Origin of the sequence: Armatimonas sp. (assembly GCF_043760365.1) — a bacterium.
Lineage (GTDB): Bacteria > Armatimonadota > Armatimonadia > Armatimonadales > Armatimonadaceae > Armatimonas.
The window spans coordinates 1-11,813 of record NZ_JAYUPA010000648.1 but is presented as its reverse complement, the minus strand read 5'-3'; the positions used below and the strand labels follow the sequence as shown (position 1 = coordinate 11,813).

Sequence of the window (11,813 nt, the reverse complement as noted above, 5' to 3'; positions counted from 1 at the left end):
CCGGGCAGCCGCCGCTAGCCCTCGCGGGCGCAGTCGCCATCGGCACCGAGCGCAGCACCGAAATCTTCCAGGCGGCGTATGATGAACATGCCCACCGGTTAGCACGGCTCTTTGCGAATGTTGGGAATGCCCAATAAATTAGGCGGCTAGCTCCAGAGCTTGCTGTCGTTAAAGTAATCCGGGGTCTTGGCGGCGATCTCGCGACCATCGCGTCCGGGCTGGGTATACTTGGCAAAGAACGTGTCCAGCCGCTCTCGTAGCTCTTTCACCGTTGCGGCGTTCTTGGGATCACCGAGCACGTTTTTTGTTTCACGCGGATCGCGCTCTAAATCATAAAGCTCATCGCCGGTGGCTTGTGGGGCGTAGCGTGTGATCAGCTTCCACTTCGGTGTTCGGATCATCCGCGCCGTGCCGTACTCGCAGAAACTTGCGTCGGTCCACTTTATGTCCACGGCATTTCCCAGCAAACCGAGATAGCTGCGCCCTGGCCCATCGTAGTGACTCACCGAAACGCCCGCCGCCCCAAGGAGCGTCTGAAAGAGATCACAGTGGCTTACCGGTGCAGTGCTTACCGTTCCGAGCGCAATCGGGCCAGGCCAGCGCAGGACGCACGGCACCTGGATACTCTCGTCGTAGAAGTTGGGTGGCTGTGTGGCATTGCCCTTAAAGTACAGACCGTGGTGGCCGTTCATGTGCCCATGATCGCCCGTGTAGACCACCAGCGTGTTGTCCAGCTCCCCGATTCCGTCCAGATAGTCAAGAACCAAGCCCACTTGCTCGTCTATCAGCTCGACGGCAGCATAGTACTGCTCTAAACGCCGGCGGTGCTCTTTGGCAGCGGGGAGCTTGCCCGGCACCCGCGCCGCGTTACCCACATACTTTTCCTTGGGAATGTCCTCAAACGTGTCTTTGGCGTGGCTCGTCACCAACCGCTCCGGGTGCTGCGTGAACGGCGAGTGTGTGTCCACGTGCCCGACAAAGCAAAAGAACGGGCGGGATTTATCGCGCTTTTCTAGGAACTCCAGCGCTGTTTTCGTCACAAATGGCGCACGGTGGCCTGTGTGCTCCACAGGGACATCGTTGTGCATAAACTTACAGATGCCTTTATGGGGGTACTGCTCCTTGTTCTCCCCGAGGTAGTCATCGAAGCCCGGCTGCTTCTCCCAGCTCGCACCGCAGTGCCACTTGCCAAAAAAGCCCGTCTGGTAGCCCGCCGCCTTCAGTCGCTCCGCTAGATTCGTCTCGCCCTGAAGTCGAATCTGCGGGCGCGTCGGTTCCTGAATCCAGTCGTGAATCCCGTGCTGGCTGGGCATACGCCCCGTCCAAAAGCTCGCACGGGCGGGCGAGCAGACCGGCCCCGGCGTGTAGGCATGGGTCATACGCGCTCCCGTCCGGGCGACAAAGTCCATCGCAGGCGTGTGCAGCTCCTTGTTGCCCGCACAGCCCATCGCCCACGCTCCGTGGTCGTCGGTCAGGAAAACTAAAATATTGGGTTGCTTCATCGTCCTTACCTAAGATTGTCCACCAGCATCTCCGCTGTCGCTAAGTTGGTGGCGAGCGGCACGTTGTGAATGTCGCACACTTTCATCAGCGCAGAGATATCTGGCTCGTGCGGGTGGGCGGTAAGCGGGTCACGAAGAAAGATCACGGCGCGCACTTTTCCCTCAGCGATCAGTGCCCCGATCTGTAAATCTCCCCCACGCGGCCCCGAGAGTACCCGCCGCACGTCGAGACCCGTCTGGGCTTCGACAATCCCACCCGTGGTCGCGGTCGCCACCAGCGGCAGGCCGTCGAGCTGCGCTTTATGCCGCCGCACAAAATCAGCCATCACGTCTTTTCGTCCATCGTGAGCGATCAGTGCCACATAGTCTGTTGGTTGCATACCGCTATTTTACCCAGTTCTCAGGCGGTATACTGAGATTTATGGCTTACTCGAACTTCACAGATCTCTCCGTTTTGCGACGGGAGTTTGGCCTGAGCGTTACGTTCCAGGCCCGACTTTTTGAAGGGGAGTACGCAGCGACCCCCAGCGACTTTCTCCGAACCGCGCTCCACGAGTACGAGCCTCTCGCGCTGGCGATTGGAACAGAGAAGGCCCGCTCGGAGCTGCTCATCATGCCTATTCTCGCTGAAGTCCGTCGCCAACGAAATCGGGAGATCAGTTTGTTTTCAGGTGTGGACTTTAACGTAGACATCGAGCGCGGGCTCAATGGCTACTGCGACTACCTGCTTTCCCGTGACAGCAACCCCTACTCCATCCATGCGCCCGTCTTTGCCGTGGTCGAGGCCAAGAATGAAAAGATTAACCTTGGCCTCGCACAGTGCGCCGCCGAGCTAGTAGCGGCTCGCATCTTCAATGAGCGCGAGGACAACCCACTCCCGGTTCTCTACGGCGCGGTGACCACCGGAAGCAACTGGCGTTTCCTACGGCTTACGGGCGATTACCTAGAGATAGACGGCGACGAAGAGTACCTGCATCCCATCGAGCGCCTGCTCGGAATCTTGCTCACGATTGCTGGCTAACGCGCCTCTTCCGGCGAGTGCTCACGGAGCCAGACACGCAACGGCACGTCGTCGTCGCTGGGCGAGAAGAAGCCGTTGCAGCTCTCTCCATAGCCAAGAAGCTGCTTGCGAATCGGGTCGGACTGCGGCCAAAGATCGCGTACCGTCATGTCGTCTTTGGTGCGAATCCACCGGTAGCCGTAGCCGTAGAAGAGAATCTTGCGGGTGACATCGCTCCAGTTCGGGCTCGCGGTGTGCCAGAGCCGACGGTCAAAAAACACGGCGGTGCCAGGCTTGACACGCACCGGGATCGCGCCCTCAGGCTGACCGAGTTTATCTGTGGGGAGCGCGAGCGTGTCGTTTAAGTGACTCCCCGGCAGAATCCAGAAGTTGCCTCGCCCCTCCTCACTGGTGTCCGAGAGAAAGTAGGCCACTTTCAGCGAGAGGCGCGGGCGTGGGTGGCTCTCCATTTCAGCGTTCACTCGGCCACTGTCCTGGTGCCAGCCAAAAGTTTTATTGTCGCGCGCCTTCCCTGACGGCGGCGTGACGATTAAGTGCGCGTGGTAAAGATAGATATTCCAGCCCAAAATCCCCCAGACTTTGGGCAAGATTTTCTGGTAGTCCACAAGATCCGCAAACTCCGGGGCATCGGGGATGAAGTTGGGATAGAAAAGCGCCGCGCTCGGATCGAAGCCCGCCGCGATCTTCTTTTCATGGATCGCATCGGTGAGCTGTGTGAGCCGCGCCAGTTGCTCTGTGTCAAGTGCGTCCTCCACAATCAAGTAGCCCTGTTCGTTAAAGTGCCGCCGCTCCGTATCAGTGAGGCGGAATTGAAATGCCGTTGTTTGCATAACCCTGATTTTGCTCTAAAATGCAATAATATGCAAATCGGAATCGGAGCCTGGCGTTGGGATCAACACTACACAAAGCAGAATCAGCGCCTGGAAGACCACTACGACGAAGCGCTGGAGAGTGTGGCGGCTGCGGGGGCAGACTCCTTCGAGCCGTTTTTGCCCACCCATGAGGCAGATCAAGAGCGGCTGATTGTCGCACTCCAGAAATATAGCTTGGCGATGCCCTCCACCTACCGCAATATTCGTCTCCACGAGCCTGATGCGGAAGATAGCTTCGAGGAAATCCTCGCCTCCGCCCGCTGGGCCTATGGAATGGGAGCAAGGCAGCTCACCGTCAACGCCGAGCCGATTGCTTGGGGCCAGCCACTCGACAAGACGGACGCACAACTCATGCAACAGCTCACCAACTTTGATGTGCTTCAGAAGGCGCTGGCAGAGGAAGGAATTTTGGTGGCCTATCATATCCACGATGCCGAACTACGCCAGGGAGCCAGAGAGTTTCTTACCATGATAACGCATGCAAGAGTCTGGTTCTGCTTCGATCCTCACTGGGTCTACCGAGGCTGTGGCAATAGCGAAATTTCAGTTCAAACTATCCTAAAGCTCTACGGTAGCCGTCTGCAAGCGCTTCATTTGCGACAGAGCGAGGGAGGCATCTTCACCGAGACATTTCAGCAGATTGGCGATATTGACTACACCGATATCTCCGCGTTTGTCCGCGCTCACTGCCCAAACATTCCCATCTACGTGGAGCAAGGCTGGGAGGTGGGCACACCTGAGACGCTCACCCGCCCCGAGTCAGACCGCCGTAGCCTCACGGCGGCCCGTGCGCTCTTTGGAGGCTAAAGCCGCGTGGTGTCGAAGTAGACCCCGAGCGCCGCACTGTCACCAACGTGCTCGGCGGCGAGAAGCAGCGCACTCTTCCAGAGGATCTTTTCTAACAGATCCCGCTGGATGCAGCTGGCCGCTTTTAGCTCGCTGACCGCGCCTTTTCGGATGCGTTGGGCGCTGTGGGCCGTGAGATAGGCCGCCAGCAGCCCCTCGTACTTACTCGCAAACGCGGCCCCGAGAGCCGCTTGATGGGCTTTGGCGGTGTCCACAAACCGAGTAAAAAGAGCGCTTGCCGTGGTGAGCGTCGCCCGTCGGTACTCGGTGAGGCCCTGGGGAAAGAACTCCTGGTAGGTCGCCGAGTCCTTGCCAAAAGCCACCTGCACCGCCGCCTCACCATCGGAGAGGGCATCTTTCAGCGCGGCAAGTGCCTGGTTGGCGGTCTGGGTCAGCCCCTCGCGCTGCGCCGTCGCCTGCGCCTCATCGCTCATGGTGCCAAAGCAGGCCGTGTAGGCGCTCTGAACTTCCGTAAGACGGGTGCTCAACGCACCACTGGCATTGGCCTGCGTCAGGCGCTGGATATGGTCAAAAGCAAATGCATTGAGCCGCGCATCGCTGGCCTCAGTGAAATTTGTCGTAAGTAGCGTTAAACGTTGTAGGTTCATCAGGTCAAACTCCTCTCGTCCGTGTAAGTGTTTACGGCAGATAGCAACTTTGACCAGAAGCGATAAAAAAAGTTGCAGGAAGCCCCCGGAATTTTCCCGAAGCCCCCCGCACTCTTTATCGCCCTACCCGACAAACTCCGAGGGTCTCACAAACGTTTTTCAGGCGATCCCGGCAAAAGGCCGAAACTCTGGCCCACTAAAGGGGAAGACACTGCCCGGTTGAAAGCTAATTTCACACAAAACGCGGTACTGCGAAGGAACAGGAGGAGGATTGATAGCAAGCACAGTAGTAACCACACTCTTGGGGTCTTGCAAAAGCGAGGCGAAAACGGCCTCACCCAGATAGCGGGGACAGTAGCCAAGCGGCATCATGTCGCCTGAGGATTTGGCGTAGGTGCGTAAACCAACGGCTTTCTCATCCACGGGATTTTGAATGTCCAGAAATAGCCTCAGTTGCTCACCTACCTCAAGACTCTCCGCCCGTGAGGATGCTCCCGGAGACATATGGCGAAGTCCGTGAATGAAAAATTTCGTTTTCCATCCCCCTTCAGAAGTTGGCTCAATATCAGAAAAGACCTCCAGAGTATCCGTCTGCCGTAATCCGTTGGTCTGAGCAAGAAACGCGAGTGGGTCTTTCTCCTGCCCTTCCAACCGCAGCCAGGAGATGTACTCGGCGAAATCCGGGCGACTGGCAGGCATCACCCGGTTGGCAAAAAGGGGAAAAAGCGTTTCTGATCTGTAAGTGGCAGACAGTTTCTGGAACTCAGGGAGCGGTGTAAAACCCCCTAGTTCTTGAGCGAGACTGACCCCTTGCAGATAGCGAAACTCAAAAACATCTGCCTGTTGTTGTAGCTGTCCAATCGGAAACCAGCGGCGCGTTTCGGCGTTTTGCCAAGCTAAAAATACGGTTGTCATCGTTCCAGTTTCAAGACATCACGGAGTCGTTGCTGATTGTGCAGAAGGAGGGTCAGAGCAAACTCACGTGCCACGTCGGAGATACGATTCGACGGAATCTGGTCGAATCCCTCCTCAAAGATTTCTGGGGTTAGCTTGTCTAGTGACTGTTTCCAATACTGTGCTGCTGCACGGTGGTATATTGCGGCCTCGGTGAACGCCTCCACTGTTCCCAGGGTTCTCTTGTCCCCCACTGCTCGATATAGCGCGGAGCGCCCCCGGTTCGCATAAGTAGCGATGGACTGTCCCTGATCACGTGTGCTCAACTTCTGTCGTCGCGCTTCGTCGGTCAGCTCACGTCCCATTGAGGAAGCGTGGTCAAATGTTAGAGCAAGCGAACGCTGTATCCCCGTGGTTTCCGCAACGACTCCCCAGTTTTCATCGTGACGGTCTCCATTACCAATCAGAGCATCGAGAAGCAAGTAGCCCACAAATACCTCAGGAGCGGTCTTGATTCCCTCAGGCAATATCCAGCTACGCGGTGGGTCAACAATAGCCAGCAAGGTCAAGACGGCATTCACACTATGAATCGAGTTTCCATAGCGTGTCCGCATCTGTGCGTAGCTAGGATCTACCGTTGCCAGAAGTTGATTCCCTAGAATGAGTTGCTCACCGCGCCTAAGAAACGAGGGAGATACAACCCCATACTCTTTACGCTCCGTGATCGCTAGCTCGTAGCGTGCGTGCGGCAACCCTAGGCACTCACAGAGATACTCCGCAATCTTTTCAGCCCAATCCTCACCGGTACCACGCCGTGCATACTTGAACAACCAGAACGGTTCTCCCTCTTCTTCATTATGTTGGGCATACCAGAACTTGCGCTTGGTTCCCATCTGCTCCAAAGAGCGCGGCCAGTGTTCCTGTAGAGTCACGACCTCAAACATTGCCCCGACCATAGCTTCTGAGTTGCATCACATTATATAACAGAAGATGTAAGGCGAATTTTCGGGACTCAAATGAGATACGATCCTGTGGAATCTCATCGAATCCTCTCTCGAAATCGTCTACAGTTAAAGCATCTAGTTCTGTCAGCCAAATCCTAGTTGCATTAGGACACATCTCAGCAACTTCACGAAACACTTCAAGAGGAGTTAATTGCCTATTTTTACCAGATTCATAGAATGCAGACATCCCCCTACTAGCATATGCAGGAAGAGAGTATCCAGCATCTTTAGTAAATAACCTTTTTTTACGTTCTTCATCCTTTAATAAAGAGCCTAAAGAATTTGCATGATCATAAGTTGGGGCAATCATATAATCCAGATTATATATATTTTTGTATACTCCCCAGTTCTCATCATGACGATCTACGTTCCCAATTAATGCATCAAGCATAAGATAACCAACAAAAATATCATTTGCAGTGTGAATCCCATTTGGCAAACTCCAACCTTTGGGTGATGAAATATTTGTAAGCACCTGCATCACTGCATTAACCGTATGGAGAAAGTTCTTAAATTTAGTACGGTTCTGACGATAGTGTGGATCAGCCATGCTGAGAAACTCTTTCCCTGAGATGAATTTCTCCTCACGGCGCAGGAAAGAGGGTGATGCAACCCCATACTCACCTTCCCATGTCATTGCCAACTTGTAGGTTGCGTGAGGAAGCCTCAAACAACCACAAAGGTACTCAGCAAATTTCTCTGCCCAGTCTTCCCCCGTACCTGCACGAGCATACTTAAAAATCCAGCGTTCTTCGTTGTCTTCCTCATCTCCATCGTGCTTCTTATACCAGAACTTTCGCTTTGTTCCCATTTGCTCCAATGATCTTGGCCAGCTCTCCTGAACCACGATAAGATCAAATGCGGCCACTTATAGCTTCCTGTCTTGCACCTAAGGATTGTCCCAGCTTCCGCCCGCTAAGAATCCCCCGTCAATGGCGATAAGCTGGCCGGTGATATACGACGATGCGGGTGAGGCGAGTAAGAGTGCGGTGCTGACCAGATCGTCGGGGACACCGAATCGATGGGCGGGAATGCGCTGCATCAGCCACTTGACTTTCTTTTCGTCGGACATCATCCCGGCCTCCGTGAGCGGCGTGACAATAAAGCCGGGGCAGAGGCAGTTGACCTGAATATTGTCCTTGGCCCACTCCACCGCCAGTGTCTTGGAAAGCTGTGCGATCGCGGACTTGGTCATACCGTAAACGGCCACATTTCCCAGGCCAATATAGCTGGTCATCGAACCGATCTGGAGAATCTTGCCCCCACCGTTTTTCTTCATCAGCGGGTAGGCCGCCTGCGAGAGAAAAAAGACACCGTCTAAGTTCACCGAAAGAATCGTTCGGTAGTCGTCCTCCGTGAAGTCGGCGGCGGGCTTGCGGCAGTTGATCCCGGCGTTGTTGACGAGAATATCCAGTCGCCCCAGTTCGCTCTCGATCTGCGCGATCAGTCCCTTGCACGCCTCAGGCGTGGAGAGATCGGCGGGCATGATCACGGTCTTGTCCGGCAGTCCAATCTCTGTCGCCAGCGCTTCAAGCTTCTCCTGTCGTGTTCCATGAAGGATCACGGTTGCGCCCGCCTCCGCGTAGGCCCGCGCAATCGCCGAGCCAATGCCACCACTCGCGCCCGTCACCAGCGCGATCTTGCCATCTAAACCGAAAAGTGTCTCTAAAATTGCCATAATATTCTTTCACTGCCCCGTTCACGGGGCAGTTAGCAGATTCAGCTCCGCTACCGCCGACCAGGCCTTACCACCGACCTCGGACTTTGCGACCAGGCGGACGAAGCGTGCAGAGGTGGGGTTCGTAAAGAAAATCCGCTGCAGCTTGGTTGTGTTGGGGAAGTTCCCCGTGTAAGCAGCGCTCCAGCTTCGCCCATCGTGGCTCACTTCAAGCGTGTAGTTGGCGATGCGCCCGTTGGCCTGGCCCTGGCGCGGGAGATACTCGAAGCCCAAGAGGGTTTGCTCATCCCCCAGGTTGATAGTCAGGGTGTGCGGTGGAGCGGGCTCGCGCTGGCTCCACTCCGTGTGCCAGAATGTCTCCGGGTCACCGTCAAAGGCGTTCTGAACATCACCCTCGCTGGGCTCGACACTATCAGCGCTCACCCGCCAGCCGGAGCGGTTCAGGCGTGCCACCGGAATGATCTCTGGCAAGGTCGTGGTTGTCGTCTCACGGGGGGCTAGCCCGGCAACGAGGGCACGCACCACAAGAGTCGTCGCGCCGGATGCTAAGAACGGCTCGGTGTAGCGCTGCTCCGGGCCACCGTTAAGGCTGTAGTTCAAAACGGCCTCCGGCAGCTTGTGGGAAATCGTCACCCGGCCATCTTCCCCCCGCACCACCAGCGGAGCGGCGGTAATCGGCAGGCGGCGGCGGGCCACACTAGCAAGCTCGCCGAGCTTCGGGTTGTAGGGGCGCAGCGAGAAGCGCAGCCGTGCGGTGGTGTCGAGCTTGCACAGATACTTGGCCAGTGGGCCAGGGCCACACGATGCCCCCCCAAGCCCCATCTGGAGCCAGTCTACGCAGAAGCTCACCTCGTTACGCGGAACAAGCTTATTGTACTTTTTCTCTTCCCCTTGACGGTGGCGGGCGTTATCGAGATCCTCGGGCAGAAAATGACTCGCGGACATCGCCAGCGGCTCGTCCTCAGCGACAATTAAAAGACCCGTTTTCTCTTTGTCGAGCAGCGCGGACCAGCGACAGTCCTCTTTATTGCCATTCTCCTGGGGGCGGACATAGGCGATGTACTGATCCTTCACCAGCCCACTCCAGAGTCCAATGTCCATCGCAGCCTTGCGATCTGGGTAGGACTCACTGGGACCGTGCCCCAGCCAGGTAAAATTACTATAGCTGACCGGGGCAGAAAAGCGTGCTCCCAGGCGCGGCAGCGATGGCAGGTTCCCGATGGGATCGAGCCGCCAGTCCACCAGCACCGTACCATCGCGCAGGAGTGTGTAGAGCGCCGTCTGCTCAAAGCCATTGCCCTTAAAGCCCAGCCACTTCGCCTTGACCGTCACCGTGATCGTCCCCCCATCAGCGGAGTTTTTATAGCTAAACGACTCCACGGTCGGGGTGAGGCTGGAGAGCCCCGATTCGAAAAAGCTCGCCCGTAGCCAGCTATCGTTGTCGGTCAGAGCGCGGTAGACATTGAGCGAGAGGCCACGTCCCGAGAGAACAAGCTTCTTGTTATGAGTAAGTTTCTCCAGGATCCCCGTGTCACGATTGAAGACGAACTCAAAGTTGCCGCCATTACGGGAAAAAGAGATACGCCCGGGGCCAAACTTCTGAAGATCAATGATCCACTGCCCACGCGGATCGAGCGGTGCCAAGGCAATAAACGGCGCAGAGCCAGGCAGCCACGGGAGCTTGAGTTGCTCCCAAGCAATCTCATAGTTCTCCTCAGCCCACTCCATCCGCGTGTTCACCAACACGGAGACCTTCACAAAATACTCCGCACCAGGCTTGAGGCTGGGCTTCTTCAGTGGCAGAATCGCACTTACGCTCTCACCCGCCGGACAGCTTAGGGAAGGCAAGTTACCGCTGGCAATTTTCTGACCGTCTTCTGTAACGACATAGTGCAAGGTGTATTCTTTGAGATCCGTAAAGCTGAACTTATTGGTGACACGGATGCGCCCTGCCGCCAGATCCTCGGCAGCAATCTCGATATTCTGGTAGCACTTCTTGACTTCGTAGAGTTTGGGCGTGATTGTGCGGTCTGGTGTCACCAGCCCATTACAGCAAAAGTTACCATCGTTGGGCTTATCGTCAAAGTCGCCGCCGTAGGCAAAGTAAGACTCACCACCAGGAGCTTTTTTGGTCAATCCCTGATCCACCCAGTCCCAAATGCAGCCCCCCATATTGCGCGGCGAGCTCTCAAACGCGGCGGCATACTCCACAAGATTACCCACTGCGTTGCCCATGGCATGCGCGTACTCACACACAAAGAACGGCTTGCTAGACTTGCGCTTACCCTCACTGAGAATATAGTCAACCGTGGGGTACATCACGCTGTCCACATCGGTCACGGAGTTGTCCCGCTCGTAGTGGATAGGCCGCGCCGGGTCCAGCTCGCGCACCCGCTTGGCGGTGGCGGCGAAGTTGACACCCGGCCCCGCTTCGTTGCCCAGTGACCACATCACAATGCTCGGATGGTTCTTGTGGGTCTGAAGCATGCGCTCGGTGCGGTCTAAGTGCGCTTTCTGCCAGGCCACATCGTGCCCGAGGCTCTCCTTGCCGTACCCCATGCCATGGCTCTCGATATTGGCCTCATCAATCACATAGAGCCCGTAGCGGTCACACAAATCGTACCAGCGGGAGTCGTTGGGGTAGTGGGCGCAGCGAACCGTATTGATATTGAAGCGCTTCATCAGGCGGATGTCCTGAACCATGCGCGCCAGGGAAAGTGTCCGTCCTGTGTCCGGGTCGTGCTCGTGGCGATTCACTCCCTTGATCTTGACGGGCTTGCCATTGATGGTAAAGACGCCCGTTTTCCACTCAATTTTGCGGAACCCCACCCGTGTCGAGGTTGCCTCCTGAACCACTCCATTCTCATCCTTGAGCGCCAGCACCACCGTGTAGAGAGTTGGCGTCTCCGCCGTCCACTTCGCCGGGTTCTCCACTTTCAGCCGCACCTCAGCACTGCGCTCCTGGCCGCTGGGGAAGCTATCGAGCAGTGCCTCGGTCAGCCCGATTCGTTTGCCGGCTTTGTCGTAGAGACTGACCTCAACTTTACGGCTCCCCGAGCGCTCACCAGAGAGATTGCGTACCCAGATCCGAGTCTTGAGTGTGGCGTCTTCGTACTTTGCATCAAGCTCAGGCTTACAGAAGAAATCGCGAATCTGCACTTTGGGAGTGGCGTGCAGCCAGACATCGCGAAAGATCCCCGAGTAGCGGAACATGTCCTGGTCTTCTAGGTAGCTCCCATCACACCAGCGATAGACCTCCACAGCAAGCAAGTTCTTGCCTGGTTTGAGATACTTGGTGAGACTAAACTCCGCCGGGTCTTTGCTGTCCTCCGAGTAGCCCACTTTCTTGCCGTTCACCCAGAGATAGAACGCACTATAAACCCCACCA

11 protein-coding genes are annotated in these 11,813 nt (G+C 56.3%); 2 read left to right on the top strand and 9 right to left on the bottom strand.

Annotation, left to right across the window (positions count from 1 at the left end):
* Positions 1–146: 146 nt before the first annotated feature.
* Positions 147–1,502 carry a sulfatase gene (locus ACH2EH_RS14935; RefSeq protein ID WP_395142840.1) on the bottom strand — a complete coding sequence of 452 codons (1,356 nt, stop codon included), beginning with the start codon at positions 1,500–1,502 and terminating at the stop codon, positions 147–149.
* 5 nt (positions 1,503–1,507) lie between these two features.
* Entirely contained in the window at positions 1,508–1,882 is a 375-nt protein-coding gene (locus ACH2EH_RS14930; protein ID WP_395142839.1) for a methylglyoxal synthase, read from the bottom strand.
* Positions 1,883–1,923: 41 nt separating this feature from the next.
* On the opposite strand from ACH2EH_RS14930, the gene ACH2EH_RS14925 reads away from it, so the two are divergent.
* A complete protein-coding gene (locus tag ACH2EH_RS14925; protein ID WP_395142838.1) occupies positions 1,924–2,523 on the top strand; it encodes a hypothetical protein in 600 nt (199 codons plus the stop codon).
* Here the strand turns inward: ACH2EH_RS14925 and ACH2EH_RS14920 are convergent.
* On the bottom strand, positions 2,520–3,353 hold the full coding sequence (locus ACH2EH_RS14920; RefSeq protein WP_395142837.1) for a phytanoyl-CoA dioxygenase family protein: 834 nt from the start codon (positions 3,351–3,353) through the stop codon (positions 2,520–2,522). The genes ACH2EH_RS14925 and ACH2EH_RS14920 overlap by 4 nt on opposite strands.
* A 30-nt stretch (positions 3,354–3,383) precedes the next feature.
* Between ACH2EH_RS14920 and ACH2EH_RS14915 the strand changes: the two genes are divergently transcribed.
* Positions 3,384–4,202, top strand: coding sequence for a sugar phosphate isomerase/epimerase family protein (locus tag ACH2EH_RS14915; protein ID WP_395142836.1), 819 nt, complete (start codon positions 3,384–3,386; stop codon positions 4,200–4,202).
* Here ACH2EH_RS14915 and ACH2EH_RS14910 read toward each other — a convergent pair.
* The 6 genes from ACH2EH_RS14910 to ACH2EH_RS14885 all read right to left on the bottom strand — a co-directional run.
* Positions 4,199–4,849: a hypothetical protein gene (locus tag ACH2EH_RS14910; protein WP_395142835.1), complete on the bottom strand. Its 651-nt coding sequence runs from the start codon at positions 4,847–4,849 to the stop codon at positions 4,199–4,201. The genes ACH2EH_RS14915 and ACH2EH_RS14910 overlap by 4 nt on opposite strands.
* Before the next feature lie 159 nt (positions 4,850–5,008).
* Positions 5,009–5,764, bottom strand: coding sequence for an HIRAN domain-containing protein (locus ACH2EH_RS14905; protein WP_395142834.1), 756 nt, complete (start codon positions 5,762–5,764; stop codon positions 5,009–5,011).
* Positions 5,761–6,699, bottom strand: a complete 939-nt coding sequence (locus tag ACH2EH_RS14900) for a HipA-like protein (RefSeq protein ID WP_395142833.1) — start codon at positions 6,697–6,699, stop codon at positions 5,761–5,763. Before ACH2EH_RS14900 ends, ACH2EH_RS14905 begins: the two co-directional genes overlap by 4 nt.
* Positions 6,680–7,615, bottom strand: coding sequence for a HipA-like protein (locus ACH2EH_RS14895; RefSeq protein ID WP_395142832.1), 936 nt, complete (start codon positions 7,613–7,615; stop codon positions 6,680–6,682). Before ACH2EH_RS14895 ends, ACH2EH_RS14900 begins: the two co-directional genes overlap by 20 nt.
* 21 nt (positions 7,616–7,636) lie before the next feature.
* The gene (locus ACH2EH_RS14890; RefSeq protein ID WP_395142831.1) at positions 7,637–8,425 is read right to left on the bottom strand and encodes an SDR family NAD(P)-dependent oxidoreductase; all 789 of its coding nucleotides are present in this window, start codon (positions 8,423–8,425) and stop codon (positions 7,637–7,639) included.
* A 21-nt stretch (positions 8,426–8,446) separates the two neighbouring features.
* The coding region (locus tag ACH2EH_RS14885) for a glycoside hydrolase family 2 TIM barrel-domain containing protein (RefSeq protein ID WP_395142830.1) at positions 8,447–11,813 on the bottom strand (3,367 nt) is incomplete at its 5' end.